Annotated in this window: 17 protein-coding genes and 1 pseudogene; 2 read left to right on the top strand and 16 right to left on the bottom strand. The window is 60.5% G+C overall.

The window, feature by feature from the left end:
- Positions 1 to 10: 10 nt before the first annotated feature.
- From ITX55_RS05600 to ITX55_RS05580, 5 genes are all read right to left on the bottom strand, one after another.
- Positions 11 to 814 carry a hypothetical protein gene (locus ITX55_RS05600; RefSeq protein ID WP_197756240.1) on the bottom strand — a complete coding sequence of 268 codons (804 nt, stop codon included), beginning with the start codon at positions 812 to 814 and terminating at the stop codon, positions 11 to 13.
- Positions 815 to 955: 141 nt separating this feature from the next.
- Entirely contained in the window at positions 956 to 1,708 is a 753-nt protein-coding gene (locus tag ITX55_RS05595; protein WP_042785627.1) for a fimbria/pilus periplasmic chaperone, read from the bottom strand.
- Between the two features lie 17 nt (positions 1,709 to 1,725).
- Positions 1,726 to 4,266: an outer membrane usher protein gene (locus ITX55_RS05590; protein WP_197756239.1), complete on the bottom strand. Its 2,541-nt coding sequence runs from the start codon at positions 4,264 to 4,266 to the stop codon at positions 1,726 to 1,728.
- Positions 4,267 to 4,312: 46 nt separating this feature from the next.
- On the bottom strand, positions 4,313 to 4,855 hold the full coding sequence (locus ITX55_RS05585) for a fimbrial protein (protein ID WP_164058192.1): 543 nt from the start codon (positions 4,853 to 4,855) through the stop codon (positions 4,313 to 4,315).
- Positions 4,856 to 4,947: 92 nt separating this feature from the next.
- Entirely contained in the window at positions 4,948 to 5,490 is a 543-nt protein-coding gene (locus ITX55_RS05580) for a fimbrial protein (protein WP_072626553.1), read from the bottom strand.
- A gap of 413 nt (positions 5,491 to 5,903) precedes the next feature.
- Here ITX55_RS05580 and ITX55_RS05575 point away from each other — a divergent pair, with 413 nt between their 5' ends.
- A complete protein-coding gene (locus ITX55_RS05575; protein ID WP_197752291.1) occupies positions 5,904 to 6,647 on the top strand; it encodes a winged helix-turn-helix domain-containing protein in 744 nt (247 codons plus the stop codon).
- Between the two features lie 82 nt (positions 6,648 to 6,729).
- On the opposite strand, the gene ITX55_RS05570 is transcribed toward ITX55_RS05575, so the two are convergent.
- The 11 genes and pseudogenes from ITX55_RS05570 to fes all read right to left on the bottom strand — a co-directional run bounded on the left by ITX55_RS05570 (position 6,730) and on the right by fes (position 21,281).
- A complete protein-coding gene (locus ITX55_RS05570) occupies positions 6,730 to 7,221 on the bottom strand; it encodes a hypothetical protein (RefSeq protein ID WP_147839156.1) in 492 nt (163 codons plus the stop codon).
- The gene (locus ITX55_RS05565; RefSeq protein WP_233501983.1) at positions 7,202 to 7,936 is read right to left on the bottom strand and encodes a winged helix-turn-helix domain-containing protein; all 735 of its coding nucleotides are present in this window, start codon (positions 7,934 to 7,936) and stop codon (positions 7,202 to 7,204) included. Before ITX55_RS05565 ends, ITX55_RS05570 begins: the two co-directional genes overlap by 20 nt.
- Positions 7,937 to 8,262: 326 nt before the next feature.
- The gene (locus tag ITX55_RS05560) at positions 8,263 to 8,883 is read right to left on the bottom strand and encodes a DUF2238 domain-containing protein (protein WP_089192454.1); all 621 of its coding nucleotides are present in this window, start codon (positions 8,881 to 8,883) and stop codon (positions 8,263 to 8,265) included.
- Positions 8,884 to 9,003: 120 nt separating this feature from the next.
- The gene (locus tag ITX55_RS05555; RefSeq protein WP_370632637.1) at positions 9,004 to 10,023 is read right to left on the bottom strand and encodes a YncE family protein; all 1,020 of its coding nucleotides are present in this window, start codon (positions 10,021 to 10,023) and stop codon (positions 9,004 to 9,006) included.
- 106 nt (positions 10,024 to 10,129) lie between these two features.
- The gene (locus tag ITX55_RS05550; RefSeq protein WP_046898181.1) at positions 10,130 to 10,990 is read right to left on the bottom strand and encodes an isochorismatase; all 861 of its coding nucleotides are present in this window, start codon (positions 10,988 to 10,990) and stop codon (positions 10,130 to 10,132) included.
- 3 nt (positions 10,991 to 10,993) lie between these two features.
- A complete protein-coding gene (locus ITX55_RS05545; protein ID WP_197756237.1) occupies positions 10,994 to 12,622 on the bottom strand; it encodes a (2,3-dihydroxybenzoyl)adenylate synthase in 1,629 nt (542 codons plus the stop codon).
- A 7-nt stretch (positions 12,623 to 12,629) separates the two neighbouring features.
- Positions 12,630 to 13,833 (bottom strand): annotated as a pseudogene (locus ITX55_RS05540) (isochorismate synthase).
- A gap of 477 nt (positions 13,834 to 14,310) precedes the next feature.
- A complete protein-coding gene (gene entS / locus ITX55_RS05535) occupies positions 14,311 to 15,567 on the bottom strand; it encodes an enterobactin transporter EntS (RefSeq protein ID WP_197756236.1) in 1,257 nt (418 codons plus the stop codon).
- A gap of 176 nt (positions 15,568 to 15,743) precedes the next feature.
- The gene (locus tag ITX55_RS05530; RefSeq protein WP_223084883.1) at positions 15,744 to 19,688 is read right to left on the bottom strand and encodes an enterobactin synthase subunit F; all 3,945 of its coding nucleotides are present in this window, start codon (positions 19,686 to 19,688) and stop codon (positions 15,744 to 15,746) included.
- A gap of 32 nt (positions 19,689 to 19,720) precedes the next feature.
- Positions 19,721 to 19,927 (bottom strand): MbtH family protein, encoded by a 207-nt coding sequence (locus tag ITX55_RS05525; RefSeq protein ID WP_033644173.1) that lies wholly within the window; start codon positions 19,925 to 19,927, stop codon positions 19,721 to 19,723.
- Positions 19,902 to 21,281 (bottom strand): enterochelin esterase, encoded by a 1,380-nt coding sequence (gene fes / locus ITX55_RS05520; protein ID WP_080273360.1) that lies wholly within the window; start codon positions 21,279 to 21,281, stop codon positions 19,902 to 19,904. The genes ITX55_RS05525 and fes overlap by 26 nt, the downstream gene beginning before the upstream one ends.
- 282 nt (positions 21,282 to 21,563) lie before the next feature.
- On the opposite strand from fes, the gene ITX55_RS05515 reads away from it, so the two are divergent.
- A complete protein-coding gene (locus tag ITX55_RS05515) occupies positions 21,564 to 23,846 on the top strand; it encodes a TonB-dependent siderophore receptor (protein WP_197756234.1) in 2,283 nt (760 codons plus the stop codon).
- The last annotated feature ends 174 nt before the right edge of the window (positions 23,847 to 24,020 follow it).

Here is a 24,020-nt window from a genome sequence, read left to right as displayed (position 1 = left end):
TCATTAATAATCACGGTAACGAAATGATGATGCTTTTCGCCCCCTGAAACTCCCCCACGCTGCCGTCATATCCCGCAAGCGTTGATGTCAGCGTTAAGGTTTTTCCGGCCGGCGTCGCGGTAATCAACAAGCCATCCCCCACATTGACGCCGTCTAATTTCAATTCGCTGCGAAACTGTTTTTTATCGTTAAAATAAACCGTCCCAGACCGATCTGAACTCATAATTCTTACTTTGAAATTAAACGTGCAGGCCACCGTCAATTGCGCTTCAGCCGTACTGCCGTTAATCACTTCGGCCCGCAGCATGCCATGATCCAACTCCACCAGCGGCTCACGCAACTCACACACGTTGGGTACGATCTCCGGCACCCGGCACTGTTCGCCGCCGGGAAACCAAGAGATAGACCATGAGCCATTGCTACCCCGGCTGTTATAACCAAAGTAAATACAATTGGGTTTATTAGGATAATAATAATCCATACTGCGATACTCCCGATTGAGCAACCCATTCCGGATAAAATCTTTACCCAGCTCACCCATTGTTTTACTGGTTGTAATACTTGAAAAATACACTTTATTCAAAAACGGGTAATTAGTATTAACAAATGAAAGATAGCAATATTCCGAGCCGGAATCACAACCATATAACGGATTAGGGGTCTTATCCTCCGTATCCCAGGCAATAATTTTTGCAACAAAATAGCCGTAAGTCGCATTTATCGGCCGGTATTCCGTTTTCATTTCCCACGCGGCGGAAAAAACATTAACGGAATAAAAATAAATAAAGAAAGGAAAAACCATCCATTTTAACATAGGGTAATCACTGATATAAATAAAAATTCAATTATCCTTTCGTTAATCGAAAACGGCGATGGAAAACCAGCCCGTTCTCCCCTTCAGCATATCCCTTTGCCTGTCTGATTACCGTCGGCGGTGATGTATTGCGGCCTGCCCCTAAGACGCTTTCTTCTCCGGCACCACTTTGCAGACCGCACCCGCACAGCTGAAGCTCAACTGTGGGCGGCCGCCGTAATCGTTGATGTAGGTCAGCACCGGGCTGTTCCCCACGCTGCCTGCGCTCACCGTCAGCGGCAGGCTGCCCTTCGGCGGCACCATCAGCGGTTCAAACCCTTTGGCGCCTTCAACGCCCTTGCGGCTGGCGGCGTCAACCAGAGTGACGTAGTACGGCGTCGGGTTGTTGACCACATACTTGTCGCCCTGCTTGCTCAGCGTCAGCTGCTCCTGCCACGGCGCGGCGTTGCGCTCCGGGGCGATCGCCGCCGGGCGGTAGAACAGCTTGATGCGCGTCTGCAGCGCGATTTGCAGCGAGTTCGGCTTATTGCTCTTCGGCGGGATCTCGCGCAGGTTGAAGTAGTACAGCGTCTCGCGGTCCTGCGGCAGCATCTTCGCCGCCGGCAGCGCCTGGATCTTCACCTGGCTCGGTTTGCCCGGCTCAATGCGCTGCACCGGCGGCAATACCGTCAGCGGGCTCTGGATCTTGTTGCCCTGTTCGTCTTCCAGCCAGCCCTGCGCCAGGTACGGCAGCTGTTTGTTCTGGTTGCTCACGCTCAGGCTCACCGACTGCACGCCGCCGTCGAAAATCACCCGGGTGCGATCCAGCGCAATGGCCGCCTGCGCGGTTGGCGCCAGCGCGCCGGCCAGCAGCGAAGTGGTGGCCAGCAGGCCGATAGCGTTACGTTTGCTCATCATAAAAACTCCTTAATTCAGTGTTCGTCGCCGCCCGTACCGGCGCTTAATGCCCGGCACGGCAGCAGTAAATTGGCGGTCAGCATCTCGGCCGGCAGCGGCGTCGGCATCTGCACTTCGCACTGTTCGGCGCCGTTCCAGCGCACCGTCATGCGATCGCCGGCGTTGATGCCGCTCAGGTAAACGCTGCCGCCGTCGTTGACGATGCCGGTCTCTTGTTTACGCGCGTTCAGCACCGTGGCGCCGAACGGCGGCTCGCCGCCGTCCGCCAGCTTGATCACGGCCATCGCCTTCTCCCCGGCGATCACCGCAAACTTGCGATAACCGATGGCGCCTTCGGTCAGCGTCGCCTGCACCACCGAAGTGGTGGCCTCGGCGTTATCGCCAAGCTTGTCCAGATCGATGCTGGCCTTGTTGCGGTAGTAGCTGTTGACGTCTACCACGACCGCCTTGCCCCAGCGGTTGGTCGCCATCGTGCTGCCGTAGCCGCGCACCGGCACCCCGGCTACCCCTTCGGTATCCAGCAGCAGCCGGGTCCCGCCGGCCATGTTGCTGCGGTGCAGCGCCCCGCCTTCGGCGGTCAACGTCATGCCGCCCTGCAGCGAACCGCCGATGGCGCTGTACCGGTCCTGCTGGTAGCTGGCGTTGGCGCTCATCCGCGCCAGATCGCCATCGCGGTTGTAGTAGCCGCTCAGGTTGGCGCCGCTACGTGAACCGCCGGCGCTGATCTGGTAGTTGCTGCGATCGTCGATGCGATCGTAGTACCCCACCCGGTGGGTGCTGTCGTCACGGTTGAGCGTGGCGTTGTAGCTCAGCGTGGCGCCGTTGCCCCACGGCAGCGACAGCGACAGATACATGCCGTCGTCGTTGGTCTCGTTGTAGCGGTTGCGATACGCCGACAGCGACAGACTCAGGTTTTTATAATCCCCAAGGTCGAAATAGCGCGACATCGTCAGGCTGTAGCGATCGTTGGCCGGCCGATCCCAGTAGGTCTGGTGGCTAACGTTGAGATACGCGCTCAACCCGATATCACGCAGCTGCTGGTTGTAGGTGATGGTATACATCTCCTTGCTGTTGCCGAACCGCTGCCCGTATTGGCGCGCATCCAGGTACTCGCTCATGCTCATAAAGTTCTGCTCGGAAAAGCGGTAGCCGGCAAAGGTCACCTGGCTGTCCAGCTCGTCGAAGCTTTTCGAGTAGCTGAGGCGGTAAGAACCGCCGCTCAGCGTCTCGCCGTTGTACGGCAGTTTGGCGCGCGACTGGGTGACGTCGAACGACAGCGCGCCCAGCAGCATCAAATCGCGGCCGATACCCAGCGCCGCCGCGTTGTAATCCCCGCCCAGCAGCGCCCCGCCGAACAGCGACCAGCCGTTGCTCACCCCCCAGGAGAATTCGCCGGTGCCGAACATCGGCCCCTGGTAGCGGTGATCCATATCCGACGGCTTGCCCGCCGCCAGCTTGTAACGCAGCGAGCCGGGGCGCGTCAGGTACGGAATGCTGGCGGTGCTCATTTTGAACTCCTGCACGCTGCCGTCCTGTTCCTCCACCCGCACATCCAGGTCGCCCGAAACCGCATCGTTCAGATCCTGGATACGAAACGGCCCGGCGGCGACGGTGGTCTCATACAGCACCCGCCCCTGCTGGCTCACGGTCACCTTGGCGTTGCTCTTCGCCACTCCGCTGACTTCCGGCGCGTAACCGCGCAGGTTGGGCGGCAGCATGTTGTCGTCGGAGCGCAGGCTCACGCCGCCGAAGCGAAAGCTGTCGAACAGCCCGGAATCCAGGTAGTCTTCCCCCAGCGTCAGTTTGGAGCGCAGCGCCGGGATCGCCCGGTAGGCGTAGTAGCGGCTCCAGTCCAGTTGCTTATCGGTTGACTGCCCTGAGCCGGTCTGGTGGTTCAGGTTCCCTTGCCAGTCGGCGCGCAGCCGCCAGGCCCCCAGGTTGGCGCCCGCCGTGCCGTTGCCGCTGACGCTGTAACCACGCGTGCCGGCCTGCAGCTGATGCTGGGTCTGAGCGTTAATGTTGTAATCAAGCAGCACGCCGGGGACACCTTCGTCCCAGCGCGAAGGCGGATCCCAGTCCTCCGAAACGTAGTCCAGATTAGCCTGGGGGATGCTCAGATACAGCGCCGACGTAGCCAACTCACCCCGCACCTCCATGCCCGGCAGGCTGGCCTCGTCCAGACAGGCGCCTTCGCGCCACCAGGTTAACTTTTTCAGCGCCTCATCCCTGATACCCAGCTGCGCCACCAATTCTGGCGATAAGCAGGCGCGGCTGCCGCCGGCGTCATCGTCCGGTGCGTAAAACGCCACCGGCTGTTCCGGCAAATCGATTTTATTGACGTGCACCACCATGCCGTACTGGCCGGGCATAATGTAGCCGCCGCGCGAGAACTGGCTCAGATCGATGTTTTTGCGATCGTTCACGTCGAGCACGTCGGTATTGAACTGGATGTCTTCCACCGCGCCGGCTTTGCTCGCCAAGCTGCCCAGCACCAGCGCCACGCAGGCGCTGAGAATATGCAAACGAAACGGTTTCCCGGCAGGTAAAAACATCATTTCCAAGACCTTTTAATTTATTGATTTCCCTGACTCATCAGCCGGCTCAGTAATAATCCATTTTGAAGCGCACTGATGAGAAATAGTCCCCGGCCTTCAATGGCCGCTGGTTACTGATTAACGTCATGGCGTAATTCAGACGGTAATTCCCCGGCAATATATTTACCGACGGAAGAGATTTCCCTGGCGTGGCAATATTGCCGTCGGCATCGGTAATTTTCAGCGCAATACCGGAGGCATTACCGCTAATGCCAAACATTTCACCATCGCTATTGCCATCAAACGTAATCCGAAACTGTTTCCAGTCCGGTAAGTTTTTATCGGCGCGTTCGAGCACGCAATTCACCAATTCAATACTGAATGGCACCGATCGACCTCTGCCGTCGCGCGCAATATCTGAGACAGGCATAATATCCATATCGATAATTTGCTCTCGGCTTTCCGTTGCTATTGCACAGGCGGTGTCAATAATAGCCCCTTGCATATTGACGCGCCCTTCGCCCTGCACGGCAGAGATCGCCTGCTGGGAAATGAAAAATGGCGCCAGCAATAGGCAAAAAGCCCCTATTTCTTTTATTTGTTCGTTCATTGCCATTCCCTGGTGAAATCATGCTGCTTTGAAAATGGCATGCGGGTTGCCCCGCATGCCCGATAATCACACGTATTTCGTCAGGTAACGACTTACTGGTAAGCCAGGGTAAAGTCGGCTACAGACTGGAACTCACCCGGGACGATCACGGCGGTGGAAGCCGAGCTGCCCTGCAGGTAAGCGGCGAAGCTCAGGGTGTTGGCACCGTTTTGCAGCTCACGCGCTTTAGAAGGTTTGCCCAACTCGATGTTGGTACCTGCGCCGTCGGTGATGGCGATGCCGGCGCCTTTAGCGGTACCGGTGATGCCCAGCAGTTTGCTGTCGGCTTCAGAAGCGGAACCGGAGAAGGTCAGCGCAACGGTGTTGTTTTTGCCTGGATTCTTGGTGGTCAGCTCACAGTTTTCCAGCTTGATCTGGAAGTTGCGCGGGGTGGATTTACCGCCGTTTTTCAGCGCCACGTTAGAGATTGCACCCAGTTCAACGGTCTGATCCAGAGATTCAGGCGCGATTGAGCAAGGAGCGTCAATGATAGAACCGCTGAAGGTCACTTTACCGTGGCCCTGGTCAGCAGCGTGCGCCAGAGAAGAAACACCAAATGCCATAACGGCGGCCAGCATAATTTTATTCAGTTTCATATAAATCCCTTACATTCCTTAGTAAGTAGTGGAGTAAATTAAATCCGTAAGTCACGCATGCAATGCCGCAGCTTTATTCCTGAGCGTTGTATTCGTGGCTAATACATAGCGTTTTGCGCTCCGTATCAGTGGGAACAAATTTACACCCTCCGATCTTGTTTTGAAATGTTATGTCGCAAAAATACAAAAACACAGGATTATTATCGATAAAATAACAATAAAATAGATTTTAACACTAAAAAATAGAATTTAATTATCAATATTTATTTAAAAAAACTTGTAAGCAGATAAACATTTCATGTCAATTATACGGATAGAGAGAAAAATCCTATTTACACACAACGTGAGGATTGAAAAAAGGTGCATCAGGTCTCAGAATAATCCCTCGACAGGAAAGTTGATGGGTAAATGAAATGATTTTTATCATAAATGAAGACATCCTCTTTAATGAGGATGAGGGCACGCTGTCGCATATTGATAATGCCAGCAATAAAATAGCGTTACTTAAACCGACCGGCAGATTGCTTTCGTTGTTTATTCGAAATAATGATAAGCTGCTGCTGCGAGAGAGGTTGCTTAATGATGTCTGGGTTGAGCATGGGCTCAAAGCCTCCAATAACAACCTGAATAATTACGTTTCCGGCCTGCGTAAGTCATTGGCGCAGTTCGGCGTAGAAGATATTATTGTGACCTACCCCCGCCAGGGGTTTAAATTTAATGCCGCAAGCATTCAACAGATGGATATTAAAGCCAATGAGATTAATAATAATGATTATAGCGCAACCGAAATAGCGTCAACGCCGCCGCCGGCAAGAACGCCGAACTTTCGCCGCTCGGTACAGCGCTTAATTATGATCATGGCCGCTTGTTTAGTGCCGTTTGCCGCGATTGTGCTTTACCAAAACAGCACGCGCATCAACGTTTATCCGCTGGGCAATGAGCAAAATTGCCAAATTTACACCATGCGGTTAGGCAGCGGCGAGCTGGCAAACATTAAGCGAGAGATACGGCAAGCCGGCTTCAACTGCCAATACCGGGCGGATGTCTATTACTATGACAACATTCGCAATGAGGGCGCCGAAAAGGACGAACAGTGGTTAACCTATTGCCCGCGGGCGAACAATAGCCCGTGCATTAACAATTACATAAAAAAATAACGATATCTTAATTCATTTTAAAATAGCACCTGGGCTATGAATCCACCTTGCCCCTCGGTCGTACCGGGGGCGCAGGCTGCTGTTATGATGACGTCACGCAGACATAATACGGCGCATGGTTATCCACAAACAGATAATGGCGTGCATCCATGCGTTCAATACGCAGGTGAATCGTCTGCCCTTCCATTGGTAAACTGCGGTTCAGCGCCTCATTTTGTAGCGTGTCCGGCGGCTTTTTGATATTTTCCCGCACCCGAAATTCGTAGTTGCCCCCCCATTTTCGGTAGTCTATCCCCAGGGAACGCTCAATGATGTAACGCTTGCCATCGTAAAACACACTGCCGTTAAACAGTATGGTGGCATGCCTCACCCCATCAGGGACCACGCTTATCAGCAGCGTTCTCTCCAGCATTTTTCCTTCATATTGGTTGACGAAACGTTCAACCGCCGTACATTCCGGAATTTGCGGTTTAAAAAATAAAAAATAAGCAGAAACGCTGCATACCAGCACGGCCACCGCCGCGGCAATCGCATAACCGTGGCGGCATACCGAGCTATAGACCCCTGCTTTCATAGTAGTTCTCACATTGTACTTTGCCCGAGGTCATGGCCTCTTGCGGACAATAATAGAAATAAGATGCTCTGACCCGTCCACTGGCATTTGGCACCAGGGCCTGGCTGTCATAATAAAGCAACGTCGCCGGCTCGCCGCAGGTTGCCGTTTTCTTCTCTTGCAACATGTTCTTCAGGTGGTTCAGGTCGATCTCGCCGGGGCCGACATTGTGATAGGAAGTGACAAATTGCACATTACAGCTCCCGATCTTACCCACCGTCATCAAACTGGCCGAGGGATACCCCGTCTCCTGCCAGGCCAAAATCCCGCTCCCCGCCGCCAGCAGCAGCAACGCGGCCAACCCGAAGCGCTTAAATCGCTGCACTCGCAGCGGCCTGGTCGGCAAGGGGTTTTCTGCAGCCGCCAGGATCGGCATCTCCGGCAAACTCTCCGCCAGGCTATCCGTCGTCTTCAACGAAGCGGCGGTAAACATGAATCCCTGGCGCGGCAACGTGACGATAATGTCGTCCTCGCCCATGGCGGCGAACATCTTGCGCAGGATGGAAATGGTGTTATTGAGGTTATTGCCGGAGGCCACCTGGCCGTGCGCTTCCCATACTTGCGTCAGCAGGGTATCGCGGGAGACCACCAGGTTATTGTTTCTGACCAACGCGGACAGCAGGCGGTTCAGCGTGGCGGTGAGCGGTTGAGGCGGCAGCTCAGCGTTGAGATCCACCAACTCTGATCTATCCTCATGATATTTAATCTTATTATTAATTATGTATCTCATTGTTCCCCGCTCAAAAAACTAATTAATAATAATTAGCCCTTGTTAAACATGAGAATAGTAGCACACGGCATGAGTTAAGAAAATTCCTAGAAAAGCGCATAAAAAGCTAAATAAACATAAATATGGGAAATAACATTGTGCTGTCTCACAGGGCGCCAAACATTTAACTGATGATTGTCGATTTTTATCATGTCGACATTAAAAATGCTGCCCGGCAAATACCGGGCGGCACGAGAAATATCCATTTTCACCAGGCTCAACCGCCGCCGGGCTTACGCCTTTAAACGCCGCAGTTGCCGATCCTGCCAGCCACCAAACAGCCATTGACCGGCTATCGCGCCGAGCAAGGCGCAGAACATGTCGGACTGCGTGTCCCACGGGTCGCCCTGGGTGCCGAGAAACTCATCGGCGCCCTGGCCCAGCGCCAGCGCCGCCCACCACTCGATAAGCTCATACACCGCGCTGATCGCCAGCGCGATACAGCACACCACGAAGCCCAGCATTTTGCGGCCCTGCACATAACCGCCGCGTAGCAGGATCTCGCGCGCCGCCAGCGCCGGCACCAGCCCCTGGAAGAAATGCCCCAGTTTGTCGTACGGGTTGCGGCCAAGATCCAGCCACTGCTGCACCTCAAACCCCAGCGGTACGCGGGCGTAGCTGTACATGCCGCCGAAAATCAGGATCAGCGCGTGGAAGAAAATCAGCGTATAGAGCAGCGGCGTCAGTGGATAACGGCGATGGGTCAGCCACAGCAGCGGCAAAACAATCAATACCGGCGCCACCTCCATCAACCAGGTGGTGCGATCGTAAGGGCTGATGCCGCTGTGGATCAGCGCGGCCAGCAGCAGCAGGGTGATAACGGACAACAACCGCGGTGTGCGTGAGGCAGGCATAACCAACGTTCCTTCGGATCAATAAGGCAATCCACACTTTATACCGCAGATCGCACGGCGAAAAAAAACAGGCGGAGCGTCGCCGCTTCGCCTGTTCGAGGGGGGTTATTCTGCGCGGGATTACTTCAGCGCTACGCGGATCACGTCGTCCGGCGCGGTCGCCTCTTTTTCGCGGCTGGAAGCCTGCTTGACGCTGACGTACAGCGTCTGGCCATCCGGCGACAGCGCCAGGCTGTTCGGATGGGTCGGCGTCTTGATGGTGTTCAGCACCTTGTAGCTCTTGGCGTCAATCACGCTCACTTCGCCCGCCTGGCGGTGGGTGACGTAGACTTCATTGCGCGCCGGGTTGAACAGCACCGCCAACGATTCCGGCACGTCTATCTTGCTCAGGATGTTGCCGTTGCAGGTATCCACCACCAGCACCTGCGGCTGCTTGGAATCGGTGATGAAGGCGCGATGGGTGGCGGTATCCAGGCTGAGGTTCAGGAAGAAGTGCTCTTTGGACGCATCCAGCTTCTTGCGCGACAGCACCTTGTTGCTCTGGGTATCGATGGTCACCAGCTCGCCGTCGGCGTTGGTGACGTACAGGCGCTTGGCGGCGGCGTCCAGCGCCAGGCCGGTACCGTATTTGCCGGTGTCGGCCACGGTGGCGCGCAGGGTCAGATCCTTGCCGTCCACCACCCACACCACGCTGGATTCACCCAGCCCGGTGATATACAGGGTATCGCTGTCGGCATCCGCCACCAGTTCGCGCGGCGCCAGCGGCTTGACGGTCTCGGAGCGCTGGCGCGCGTCCAGCACCAGGCGGCCTTTTACGTCGCCGGTCTTGGCGTCGATGGCGGTCACCGAGTTATTGACGGTGTTGCCGAAGAACAGCGTGCCGGTCTTGGCGTTGATGGCGGCGCCAAACGGCTTGATGTCGTTATGAATAATCTGGGTCACGTCCAGCGTGGTCGGATCCAGGCGGTAGACGATGCCGCCCTTATCCAGCTTGCGGCTCTGCGACGTGGCCAGGTAGAGCGCGTTCTCGCTCGGGCTGTAGGCCATTTCATAGGCGCCCTTGCCGACCGGTTTGCGCAGCACGTCCGGCGCGGTCTGCGCCTGCAAGGTGTTGGAGAACAGCAGCGTGGACAGCAGCATCAGCGGAAATGCCGCCCGTTTTCCCTTGGTGATCAAAGCATTCATCGAAATCTCCTTATAGAGCCAACGGGGCGACCGCGCGGCCGCCCTCTTTTCATTATTAAAATCAGGCTTTCTCTTCGGAAAGCAGCGCCCACCAGCTGTCGATGGTCGGGTTGCGCGCCAGCGCGATAAAATCGATATCGCCGCGGATCTTGCGCCAGCGGGTCGCCAGCTCCATGATGCGCACCGAATCCAGACCGTAATCGATCAGGTTTTCATCGTTGCCCATCTCTTCGCTGTCTTCGTCCAGCAGCGGCAGGATTTGCTGACGCAACGCGTCGATGCTGGCGATGCCGGCCGCCGGCAGCAGAGACGCGGTGGTCACCACCCGGCCGCAGCGGCCGGCGGTGTAGCGCAGCGCCATCAGGTGTTCGTCACGCGAGAAGTCCGCCAGGCCGTCGGCCACCATGAAAGGCTGGATGTTGCGCATGAAGGCGTCGATGGCGGTGGTCAGGCAGCCAATGTGCGCATACACGCCGCAGATGATCAGCTGATCGCGGCCGGACTCCTGCAGGATCTCCTGCAGCGGCGAGCGGTGGAAAGCGCTGTAGCGCCATTTCACCAGCACCGTGTCGTCTTCGTCCGGCGCCAGCGCGGCGGTCACCGCCTGCTGCTCGGGGTGTTTGTTCAGGCCCGGCCCCCACATGTCGTTCAACAGCGCGCGATCTTCATCGCTCTGCTGGTTTGGCTGCGCGGTATAGAACACCGGAATGCCCTGCTGTTTGCAGTAACGACGCAGGTTGGCAATGTTCTCCACCACCTGTTTAATCAGCGCGCTGTCTTCGCCCCAGAAATTGAGGAAATACTGCTGCATGTCGTGGATCAGCAGCGCGGCGCGCTGCGGTTCTACCTGCCAGGTGACTTTATTTTGCGGCAGTTCGTCCGCCGTCGGCAGCGCGTAATCATTAAGTTTTGGAATGGCCATCAATTAATCTCCCTGAGCCTGAGTCTGTAGTTGCGCGTCGAGCTGCTCGCGCAGCCGTTTTTTGTCCACTTTGCCGACCGGGGTCAGCGGCAGGCTGTCCACCTGAATAAAGCGATCCGGCAGTTTGAAGTCCGCCACACCCTGTTCGCGCAGGTGGCGACGCAGCACCACCGGCTTCAGCGGCGCGTTGGCGATGATATAGGCGCAGCTCTTCTCCCCCATCAGCGCGTCCGGCATCGACACCAGCGCGGCGTTGATCACGTCCGAATGACGCAGCAGCAGGTTCTCGATCTCCTCGGCGGCGATCTTCTCTCCGCCGCGGTTGATCTGGTCTTTTTGCCGCCCTTGTACGGTGATGTAACCGTCTTCGCTAATGCTGATCAGATCGCCGGAGCAGTAGAAACCGTCGGCGTCGAAGGCGTCGGCGTTGTGCACCGGGCTCTGGTAGTAACCGCGGAAGGTGTAAGGCCCGCGCGTCATCAACCGCCCGATCTCACCCGCCGGCAACGGATTGCCGTCGTCGTCCGCCACCCACACTTCGTCGTCCGGCGACATCGGCCGCCCTTGCGTCGTCAGGATGTGGCGTTCGTCGTCGTCCAGCCGGGTGTAGTTCACCAGCCCTTCCGCCATGCCGAACACCTGCTGCAGTTGGCAGCCGATTTCGTTCTGAATACGCGCCGCCAGCGTTTCGCCCAGCTTGGCGCCGCCCACCTGCAGCAGTTTCAGGCTGGCGAGCTGGGCATTGCCGCCCCACTCTTCGATCGCCTGCAGCCACAGCGTGACCGCCGGCGGCACCAGCGCCGTCACGTTGATTTGATGCTGTTCGATCAGGCGGAAGCACTGCGCGGCGTCCGGATCGGCGGCGAACACCACCAGCCCAGCGCCATAAAACACGCCCAGCACGCCCGGCGAACTCATCGGGTAGTTGTGCGCCACCGGCAGCGCGCACAGATAGCGGGTCTGCGCGTCGAAACGGCAGATCTCCACGCTGCGGCGAATGCTGTAGTAGTAATCGTTGTGGGTGCGCGGGATCAGCTTCGGCGTGCCGGTGCTGCCGCCGGAAAGCTGGAAGAACGCCACCCGATCGGCCGCGGAAGGCTGCGCGACAAAGCCGTCGCTCGCTTCTTCCTGCCAGGCGGCCAGCGCAAGCTCGCCCTCGGGCTGGCTGCGCAGCGCCACGGCACGCAGCGAAGGATGCGCATCGCGGAAGGCGTTCAGGAAATGATCGTCGGCAAACAGCGCGTGCCGGCGATCGGCGATCAGCAGCGCCGGTTTGATCTGCTCGGCATAGGCGTTCAGCTCGCTGCGCTGATGGCTGAACAGCGCGTTGACCGGCGCCACGCCAATTTTCAGCAGCGCGAAGAACACGATATAAAATTCCGCCACGTTGCCCAGCTGCACCAGCGCGGTGTCGCCGGATTTCACGCCGCGGCGCAGCAAAGCGGCCGCCAGGCGATCGGCGCGCTGCTGCAACTCGCGGTAGGTCAGGCTGCCCTGGGCGTCGATAATCGCCGGAGCGTCGTTGTTGGCCTGGCGGTCGAGGATCTCGGTCAGCGGCTTGTCAATCCAGTAGCCGCGCTCGCGATAGCGGCTGGCGAACTCCGCCGGCCAGGGGGTAAAGGCAATGCTCATCTTGTCGTTATCCTTGATTCATACCAAAGGCACGCAGAATGGTGCTGAGTTTGGTACCTGTTTCATGCCATTCAGATTCGGGTGAAGAGTCTTCCACAATGCCGGCGCGCGAACAGCCGCACCCGGTTGCCGTCAACGGTGCCGCAGCGGATAGTCACAACCCACTCGCCGTTGCCTTCGTCGTCGCACCAGCCGACGATGCCGCCGAACAGGCCGCGATCGAACGGCTCCAGCTTGCCGATCAGGGCGTGCGCCTCGGCCGTCGGCATGCCGCACAGCGCCGGCGTCGGGTGCAACAGGCAGGCCAGCGACAGGGCGTTTTCGTCCGGAGACGCCGCCTCGCCGTCGATCGGCGTGGAGAGATGCCACAGCGTGGTGGTGGTCAGCAGTTCAGGGGTGTGCGGCACGTTCAGGTAGCGGCAGCGGCCAGCCAGCACGTCGCGCATGCTTTCGGTGACGATGCGGTGCTCGTGGCGATCTTTCGCCGAGGCCATCAGCCGCTCCCCCACTTCGCGATCGCGCTGCGGATCGGCCTCGCGCCGGGCGGAACCGGCCAGCGGGTTGGAATAGAAACGGCCACCGTCCTGACGCAGCAGCAGCTCCGGGCTGGCACCCAACAGCGCGCCCTGCTCCAGCGGTACATGGAAGTGGAAACCGTGTGGGTTCTGGGCGATCACGCGCGCCATCAGCGCATGGCGATCCACCGGCTGACGCGTTTCGATCTCCAGCAGGCGCGACAAAACCACTTTATCCAGCTCACCGGCCTTCATCGCGGCAACGGCGTCGCTGACCATGTTCATGAACGTCTGCTGCGGCGGCAGCTCCGTCACCCCGGCCAGTTCAGGGCCGTTCGCCGAAGGCCGAACGCCGGCCATAAAGGCGGCGCGGTCGAACCAGCGGCTCTGCTGGGGAACAAACAGCGCCGAAGGCTGCCGGGTATCGAACGGAATGGCGCCACACAGCAGCGGCTTTTTGATGCCGGCCTGACGGGCCTCGGCAAACGCCTGCCGCACGCGGCGCTGGAACTCGCCGTTCAGATCTGCGCCGTCCGCGGCCGGCAGGCGAATGCGGCTGAAACAACCGGTGGTGGTCAAGCTGCGGTAAGGGGAGGTAAAGAAGAAGCCCGACGCCGGAGAAAAATCAGCGGCGAACCGGTGTTCTTCGCGCTCCTGCATTTCCTTTCGATTGATGTCGTTCACGGCAGTAACCATCGCTTCGCCCTCAAGAATTTGAAGTGATAACCAATATAATAATGATTATCATTTGAGTTGATTCCGCGCTAAATTACTCGCCGATATTTGCTATGTCAATAAACGTAAGCACTTCTTTCATTTCGAAATCATGACATAAACGCTGTGGGTTTTACGCATGCCGATGATAAGCCAGGCTGCGCCCCACCCTTGACCGTGGCGCCGTCGCAGACCCAAAAGCCCGTAATCAAGGCGGAGGGTGCAGGGCATAGCGGGCCTATGTTCCAGCCCGACAACGCGGAGTACGGGTTTTTGGGGCGCGACCCGAAGGGCTGGGGCCATTTGGACGCGCATCGGTGTTGCGAGTCGCTTATTTGGCCCACCAAACCTCACGACTCGCGCCTTGCTGCGCGCCCAAATGACCGCCAGCGGCGCTCACGTGCAAGGGTGGGACGCAGCCTTTTATTTGATCCCACAGCGTTGTCTTAACGCGTTCGACTACTTTTCTGTGGCGGGCTGCGGCTCCGGTTTGTGCAGCGTAACCTGGCGCAAACCGGTCATGGCGAACAGCAACAGGATGCCGAGCAGCGCCGCGCCAAAGCCGAAACCGCTGGCGCTCATCGCCGGCAGCATAAAGGCGCCCATCGCCCCCAGCAGCAACGCGCCCAGCGCATCGCCCACCACGTTCTGCGCCGTCCACAGGCCGTTGATGCGGCCAAGGAAATTGTCCGGCGTCAGGCCCTGGATCAGGCCGTATTGCAGCAGCGAGTTCAGCGCGCTCAGGTAGCCGAACGCCACCAGGCACAGCAACGCCAGGCTGTACCACGGCATCAGGCCGAACAGGCCAATAGAGGCGAAAGCCGCGATCGCCGTCAGCAGCATCACCCAACCGGGGCGCGCCACGTGCGCCACGCGCCCGCTGGTGAACGCACCAATAGTCGCGCCGAGCGGCACGGCGGCGTACATATAACCGAGGTGGGCTGCGTCGATGCGCCAGCTTTCCGCCATCGCCGGGTACAGCACGCGCACCGCGCTGGCCATGGTCAGCAACGCGCCGATCAGCGCCACCATGCCGATCACCTTGTTCTGGAACAGGAAGGCGAAACCGCCCGCCAGCGCGCGCAGCGGATGTTCCCGCGGCTGCGGCGGCGGCATCAGCTGCGGCAGGCTCAGCAGCGGCAGCAACGTCAACAGGGTGCCGAACGCCGCCAGGCCGTAGTTCCAGGCGATGCCCATATGGGCGATCACCAGGCCGCCGATGGCCGGGGAAAGAATCGAGCCGAAGCGCACCGTCAGCATGCTGATGGCGCCCGCCTGCACGATGTTTTCGCGGCCCACCAGCGCCGGCGTGGCCGCCAGCAGCGCCGTCACCCCCACGGCGCCGAAGAAACCGTCCCACACCGCCAGCAGATAAATGGCCGCCAGCGAAGGTGACGGCAACAGGGCGTTGAGGCACAGGCCGACGAACCCGATGCCGCAAGTGGAGCGCGCGAACAGGATCAACCGGCGCCGCTCATAGCGATCGGCCAATACGCCGCCCATCAGCAGCCCGGCGAACATGCCGCCGCCGGCCAGCGTCACCGCCAACCCGACCTGCAGGGTGGAACCGGTCAGCGCCTGGAGCTGCACCGGGATGGCGATCGCCATCAGCCCCAGCGCCACAATGGAGATGAAACGCGCGCAGAATACCGCGCGAAAGGCCCGGTGGGTTTTCAGCAGGCTAAAATCAAGCAGGATGGAGGGTTTGCTACTCATCGGTTGTTCACCACATCTTTAAACGGGGATTCTGCAGTTGCGGAGCGCTATGCTAGCACAGATAACGAAATCAATAATGATAATAGAAATCATTGATATTCAATTGTGAGCGGACGCAAGAAATGCCGCCAAACGCGGGGCAGTCCCCGTGCCTGGCGGCGAGATGACGGGCGTTATTACAGCGTGCGCAAAATCCGGTTCAGCAGCGGCCCCAGCACTTTGAACGACGCCGGCGAAACGATATCGACATGCGCGCAGTCGAGTTCGTGCGCCTGCAGCGCATCGACGTACTGCGACCAGGTCTGCTGCACGTCCATCCCTGCCTGCAACGTGCGTTTGGCGACGAACAGCGTCGCCTGGCCGTGGAAGCGGGCGGTCCGCGTGTGCGACAGCAACCGCACCGAATCGGCGTAGTTGGCTTCGATGTTGTCAAACATCAGGGTGCGCGTCTCGCCCAGCGCCGGATCGAGCGTATCCTGCGACACCGCCAGGAACTGTTCGCGCTCGCGCTGCACTTCCTTCAACACGTTGTCGTCCAGCATCACGTCCCAGTTTTGGGTCTCCGGCGGATAGGTATCCAGCAGGCCGAGGAACGCCACCTGCTCGCCGCGCGCCTGCAGCCGGGCGGCGATGCCCTGGGCCAGCGTGCCGCCCAGCGAGTAGCCGATGAAGTGGTACGGCCCGTGCGGCTGCACCTGCAGCACCGTCTGCAGGTGCGCCTCCACCACCTGGTCCATGTCTTCGCTCAGCGCCAGCGGGCCGTCCGGCCGCGGCGACTGAATGCCGACCAGCGACCAGTGCTGATCGAGATAGCGCGGCAATACGCTGAACTGCCAGGAGAAACCGGACGCCGGATGCAGACAGAACAGCGTCGGCCCCTCGGTGACGCGCAGCGGCAATACGCTATCGAAGCCGCTGCGATCGGCCTCTTCCTGCGTGCGATCTTCCGCCAGCAAGGCGGCCAGTTGCTCGACGCGCGACGCCACCATCACCTGGCCGACGGACACCGCCTTGCCCAGATCGCGGCGCAGCTCGGCCGCCAGACGCATCGCCAGCAGCGAATGGCCGCCCAGCGCGAAGAAATCGTCGTCGGCGAACACCTGCTCGCGCTGTAGCAAGCGGGCGAATACCGCGGCGATCTCGCTTTCCAACCCGGCCTGCGGCGGACGCCCTGCCTTGCGCTCACCGCCCTGCGGCTGCGGCAGGGCCTTGCGATCCAGCTTGCCGTTGGCGTTCAGCGGCAAATCGCGCATTTCCACCAACGCCACCGGCACCATGTGCGGCGGCAGACGGTCGGCCAGCGCCGCGCGCAGGGCTTCCGCATCCCAGCTCGCGCCAGGCTGCATCACCAGATAACCCACCAGCTGGCGCGCATCGCCGCCGGCGTCCACCGGCGTGCCCTGCAGCACCCGCGCGTGCGTCACCGCCTGGCGCACGCCCGGCAGCGACAGCAGGGCGTGGTCGATTTCACTCAGCTCGATACGCTGCCCGCGGATCTTCAGCTGATCGTCGCTGCGGCCCAAATATTCCACCGCGCCGTCCGGCAGCCAGCGCGCCACGTCGCCGGTGCGGTACATGCGCCCGCCCTCACCGAACGGATCGGCGACAAAGCGGCTGGCGGTCAGATCCGCCCGGCCAAGGTAGCCGTGCGCCAACTGGACGCCGGTCAGATACAGATCGCCCGCCACGCCCGGCGGCACCGGCCGCAGACGCGCGTCCAGAATGCGCAGCCCGGTGTTCCACACCGGCAGGCCAATCGGCACGTTGGCGCCGGTCACCTTCGCCAGCGCCTCGCCGTAGGCCGGATGCCAGGTCACGTCCACCGCCGCTTCGGTCGGGCCGTAGAGGTTGTGCAACGGCACCGCCGTGCGGCTTTGCCACAGGCGGCACAGCTCCGCCGGCAGCGCTTCGCCGCTGCAGAACACCTGGCGCAGCGCGGCGCAGCTCGCCACCGCCACGTCGTCGTCCAGGGCGGCAACGAAAGCCGCCAGCATCGACGGTACGAAGTGCATCGTGGTAATGCGGTGTTGGGCGATCAGCTGTTGCAGCTGCTGCGGATCGCGGTGCGCCTCCGGCGGCGCCATCACCAGCCGGGCGCCGACCATCAATGGCCAGAAGAATTCCCACACCGAGACATCGAAACTGCACGGCGTTTTCTGCAGCACCGCGTCGTCCGCCCCCAGCGGATACTGGTGTTGCATCCACAGCAGGCGGTTGACGATCGCCTGATGGCCGACCAGCACGCCTTTCGGGCGCCCGGTGGAGCCGGAGGTAAAGATGATATAGGCCGCATGGTCCGGCGTCGGGCCCGCGATCGCCACCCCGGCGGCGTGATCGGCCGCCAGCGGCGCGTCATACAGCAACATGTCACCCTTGTCGGCGAAACGCGCCTGCTGCGCCGGGTGAGTGATGAGCAAGCGGGGCGCGGCGTCTTCCAGCATCATCGCCAGCCGCTCGTCCGGATAACCGGTGTCCAGCGGCAGGTAGGCGGCGCCCGCTTCGACGATCGCCATCAACGCCAGCGACAGGAACACCGACCGCGGCAGCGCCACCGCCACGATGTCGCCCGGCCGCACGCCCTGCGCCACCAGCTGGCGCGCCAGCGCCGTGACCTGCTCGCGCGTTTCGCGGTAGGTGAAGCTGAAATGCGCATCCGCTAACGCCGGCGCGTCCGGCGTGGCTTGCGCCTGCTGCGCCAGCAATTGGCTCAGCGTGGTCGCCGGCACCGGATGCGCCGTGTCGTTGATCCGCGCCAGCAGCGCGCGATCGTCGGCGGTCAGCATATCGGCCTCGCCGATCGGCAACGTTGCCTGCGCGGCGAACTGCGCCAGCAGCAGCGGCAACCGTTGCAGGTGCGCCTGCAGCTCCTGGCGGCTGTAACGTTCGGCATTGGCCAGCAGCTCCACCTTCAATTGGTGGTGTTCATCGATAAACAGCGCAATCTCCAGATCGCGCACCGGCCCGGAGGCCAGATCGTGGGTAATGCCCTCGATGCCGGCGAAATCCAGCTGGTAATCGAACATTTTGAAGTTGAAGACCGTGCCGTACAGCGGTTCGCCGTCGCCGATGCGCCCCAGATCGCGCTGCACCTGTTCGGCGTCGTAGCGCTGATGGCGGCGCACCGTTTTCAGCTCGCGGCTGATGCGTGCGGCGGCCTCATACAGCGTGGCCTGCGGCTCGAGATGCATCTCCATCGGCAGCACATTGATCACCGGGCCGGCTGCGCACAAGGCGGCCGAGCCGGTACGGCGCATGAAGATAAAACCGGCGCTGAAGCTCGGTTGGCCGCTCAGGCGCGATACCCACAGCGCCACCAACGCCACCGCCATATCGGCGGCGTTCAGCTTCTGCTGCGCGCCACGCTGCACCAGTTCGGCGAAGGCCTGCGGATCGCAGCGCTGTTCCAGCCGGTGGATGCGCGGCGTGGGCGTTTGCCCGGCCAGCGGCTGCGGGCAGATCGTGGCCGGCGGCGGCAGCTGCCGCGCTTTTTCGCGCCAGAAATCGGCGTCGCGTTGCCAGGCCGGCGCCTGCCGGTAAGCCTGGTATTCCGCCACCACGTCGCTGAACGCCGTGAAAGGCGTTGGCTCGAGCGCGTCGCCGCGGCAAAGATGGGTATAAATCGCCGCCACGCGGCGAGCGATGGCGGTGAAGCTGAAACCGTCCACCAGCAGATGGTGATAACGCTGATACCAGAACCAGCGATCGTCCGCCAGGCGCATCACCACATGGCGATACAGCGGTGCGCCGCTGCCGGCGCGCAGATCGCTCGTCAGATCGATGTCCATCAGCGCGCGAGCGGCGGCTTCGGGATCCGGCGACGTCGTCAGATCGACCCGTTCCGGCTCATGCACCGCCAGCGAGTCATCCAGCCATTGCACCGGCACGCCGTCGCGTTCCGCAAAACGCAGCCGCAGCATGTCCACCTCGCCGAGACCCTGAGTGATGGCCTGCAGCAGGGGCTCCACGGCGACGGGGCCGTTGAGTTCGATGGCATGCGCCACCGCGTAAGCATTGCGATGCGGAGAGATTTGATCGGCGACCCAAATGCCGGGTTGCGCCGCGACCAGCGGCCATTCGCCCGCAAGCGCCGGGCCGCTGAGAGAGTTAGGGGTGTGTGACACTGCTTATTGCTCCCGTGATTACCAGGCGCCGGTCACGCCTTGCGTGCTGCGACCGGCAGAATATCTTGCCAATGCTGTTCCAGCCACTCGGCGCACTCGGTGCGCGCCGCCGGGCCAAATACGATCGTCCAATCGGGTGGAATGGCGCGGAAATCCGGCCACAAACTGTATTGTTGTTGTACGTTGCGCAGCACCAGGCTGCGCTGCTGTTGATCATCGAACGGATTCAGGCTTTCCATCCTGCGTTCCTTGTGCCGCTGTCGTTACCGATGCCGGATAAGCGGTGGCGAAAGCGGAAGCCCACACCGCCTGCAGCCCGTCGGTCAGGCCGCTGCGCCAGCACAGCGCGTCGTGCCCGCCTTCCACCACCCGGTAGTGCACCCGATGGCCGGCTTCGCTCAGGCGCGCCGCCATTTGCCCGCTGACCTGATGCACCAGCTTTTCCTGCGTACCGGCTTCCATAAATACCTTCAGCGCGCCGTGGTTGCCCAGGCCGTGGCGTTCGACCTGTTGCATCAGCCAGCAGGCGTCGTCGGGAATGCTCGGCAGCTGCAGCATGTCGCGCCGCGGCCACCAATAGGAGCCGGACTGGGTGATCACCGCGCCGAAGCGCTGCGGCCAGCGCAGCCCGGCGTACAGAGAGGCCAGGCCGCCAAAGCTTTGCCCCGCCACCACCGTCTCGGCCGGATTGTCGCTGTGCGGCGCCCATTCGGCCAGTTGCGGCATCAGTTCTTCCTGCACCGCCAGCCAGAAATCGTCCTTGCAGGTCAGCTCACGCGCCCGGTGCGGCAGATCGATGATGTCGATCAGCACATACACCGCTTCCGGCAACGCCCCCTCGCGGGTCAGTTGCATCAACGGCGCCCAGACCGGCATTTGCTTCGCCCAGAACTGGCCGTCGAGCAGGATCGCGAGCGGGCGTTCGGCCGGCTTGCTGTCGCCGGTGGTGTAGATCCAGACATCGCGGCTGTTGCCCAGACGCTCGCTCTGCCAGGTATGGCGCTGCAAACGCGCCGGCAGCGGCGGCGTGCAGCGCCCGCTGGCGATCTCATACTCATCGAACGAGCGCCACACCGGCTGCGGCGGCGCATCCGGCATGTGCAGACCGGAAACGCTGTGGCCGCTGGCGCTTTGCCAGGAGCGATAGGGGTTGAGCAGATCGGGAGTGGCGCAGGCGAACACCTGGTGCCACCAGTGACGCAGGTTGTGCATGTTGGCGTGCGCGTCGTCGTCGCTGAACGCCGGCGGCCGCTCGTCAAAACAAGGAATAAAGCAGTAGCTGCCGCGCCAGGCGCCGTTCAGCTCGGTCTGCCAGTACCATACGTCGGTACCGGCCAAACGCAGCAGGCTTTGCGGCGGATTCGGCTGATGGTGGTCGGTCAGGCAGTTGATGTTGATCCACACCCGGCGGTAGGCGGAAGTCAATTCGCATCCCTGCGGATCGCGCCAGAAAAAGGTGGTTCGCCACCGGCCGTTACCCGCCGGTTCTACCCATGGCGTACCGCGTCGTGCCACCGTCAACCACCACCCTGGACTGCCCGCATTGCTGCTGGCCAATAATCTGCTGCTTTCTGACTCTAGTTCTGTATTCACAACGCCTACCCATTTTGTAGTTGGCGGCACCGGGAACGTCGACTTTTCCCTATCGCCGGCCACCGCCCGAACACACTGTAGGCCAAATACTATTGATAATAATTTGCATTTGCAATAGTGTGTAAGGCTTGGAGATCGTGCTGGTATTGCGCGCAACGGACAGGGATCGGGGATACATCAATGGCATCCCTTGCCGCAGCCGATTTTCTATTCCGACTACACAAAAACTACAACCGCCTTTCCCCCATTCGGCGAGGGAGGGCAGCAAGGTAGGGCACTCAAATGAAAAGCAAGCTATCACGTTATTCTTTGGCCACTCTTATCGGCTTGGGATTGGGCGCGTCCGCGTTCGCCAACGCCGCGCAGCAGACCGACACCCCCACCACGGAAGAAAACAGCGGCACAGCGGATAAAAAGCCGCGCGGCGAAGACACCATCGTCGTGACCGCCGCCCGGCAGAACCTGCAGGCGCCGGGGGTATCCACCATCACCGCCGATGAGATCAAGAAACGCCCGCCGGCGCGCGACATCAGCGAGCTGATCCGCACCATGCCCGGGGTTAACCTGACCGGCAACTCCACCAGCGGCCAGCGCGGCAACAACCGCCAGATCGATATCCGCGGCATGGGCCCGGAAAACACCCTGATTCTGATCGACGGCAAACCGGCCTCCAGCCGCAACTCGGTGCGTCAGGGCTGGCGCGGCGAACGTGACTCACGCGGCGATACCGCCTGGGTGCCGCCGGAAATGATCGAACGCATCGAAGTGCTGCGCGGCCCGGCTGCGGCGCGCTATGGCAACGGCGCCGCGGGCGGCGTGGTCAACATCATCACCAAGAAGGCCGGCGATGCGCTGCACGGCTCGCTGAACGGCTACTTCAACGTGCCGCAGCACAAGCAGGAAGGCGCCACCAAGCGCACCGATTTCAGCCTGTCCGGCCCGCTGAGCGATTCCCTGAGCTTCCGCCTGTTCGGCGGCTACAGCAAAACGCAGGCCGATGCCTGGGACATTAACGAATCGCACAAATCCGAACGCGTCGGCGCCTACGCCAACAGCGTGCCCGCCGGGCGCGAAGGGGTGGTCGATAAAAACATCGACGCCTTGCTGCACTGGGATTTCGCCCATCTGCAGTCGCTGGAGTTCGAATACGCCTATGGCCGCCAGGGCAACCTGTACGCCGGCGATACCCAGAACACCAACACCAACACCCTGGTACAGAGCAACTACGGCAAAGAGACCAACCGCATCTACCGTGAAACCTTCGGCCTGACCCACCGCGGCGCCTGGGACAACGGCGTGAGCACCAACAACTACGTGCAGTTCGAACGCACCCGCAACACCCGCCTGAACGAAGGCTTGGCCGGCGGCACCGAAGGCATCTTCGATACCAAGAACACCGGTTTCGGCACCACCAAGCTGGATGACTTCCTGGCGCACAGCGAAGTCAGCGTGCCGTTCGAGCTGGGCGTCGCGCAAACCGCTACGCTGGGCACCGAATGGAGCCAGCAACGCATGAAGGACGGCACCTCCACCAGCCAAACGCTGATGGGCGGCACCATTCCCGGCATGACGACCGGTACGCGCAGCCCTTACGCTTCCGCGCATATCTTCTCGCTGTTCGCCGAAGACAACATTGAACTGACCGACACCACCATGCTGACGCCGGGTCTGCGCTACGATCTGCATTCGGAATCCGGCAACAACTGGAGCCCGGCGCTGAACCTGTCGCAGGAACTGGGCGACTACTTCACGCTGAAGATGGGCATCGCCCGTTCCTACAAGGCGCCGACCCTGTTCCAGACCAACGGCAACTATCTGCTGTACAGCAAAGGCCAGGGATGCGCCGGTAGCGATACCAGAAACGGCTGCTACCTGCTCGGCAACGACGATCTGAAGGCGGAAACCAGCGTCAACAAAGAGATCGGGCTGGAGTTCCATAACGACGGCTGGCTGGCCGGCGTGACCTACTTCCGCAACGATTACCACAACAAGATTGAAGCGGGTAACTCCCGCATCGCCACCAGCAGCACCGGCACGGCGGTCTATCAGTGGGAAAACGTGCCGAAGGCGGTGGTGCAAGGGCTGGAAGGCTCGCTGAACGTGCCGGTCAGCGAGACCGTCACCTGGAGCAACAACGCCACCTACATGATCGAGAACAAGAACAAGACCACCGGCGATTACCTGTCGGTGATCCCGAAGTTCACCGTCAACTCGACCCTCAGCTGGCAGGCCACGCAGGATCTGTCGCTGCAGTCCACCCTGACCTGGTACGGCCGGCAGAAGCCGAAGAAGTACAACTACCAGGGTAAACCGGCCACCGGCGGCGAAACCCGCGAGGTTAGCCCTTACGCCGTCGTCGGCGCCAGCGCGACCTATGATCTGACCAAAAACGTCAGCCTCACCGCCGGCATCGACAACCTGTTCGACAAACGCCAGTTCCGCGCCGGCAACGCGCAGAACGTCGGCGATCCGAACACCGGTGCGATCAACATCGCCGGTGCGGGCGCGGCCACCTACAACGAACCGGGCCGCACCTACTACATGAGCATCAACACCCACTTCTGATGACATGAACCAACGACAAAGGGGGGCTCAGCCCCCCTTTGAGGTAAATGACAAAGCGGATGACGTTGCCGGGCTTTCATTAGGCGACAGATAGAAAACAAGGAAAATCAATTCATTGATTTTCGGCTGATAACCACAAAGGAGGAAAAACCACGCTTTTTCCTCCTTTGTCAG

Source organism: Serratia sp. EWG9 (assembly GCF_019913725.1).
In the GTDB taxonomy this organism is placed as follows: domain Bacteria; phylum Pseudomonadota; class Gammaproteobacteria; order Enterobacterales; family Enterobacteriaceae; genus Serratia; species Serratia ureilytica.
The sequence above is the reverse complement of the archived record's forward strand: the minus strand, read 5'-3'. Positions and strand labels throughout refer to the sequence as shown.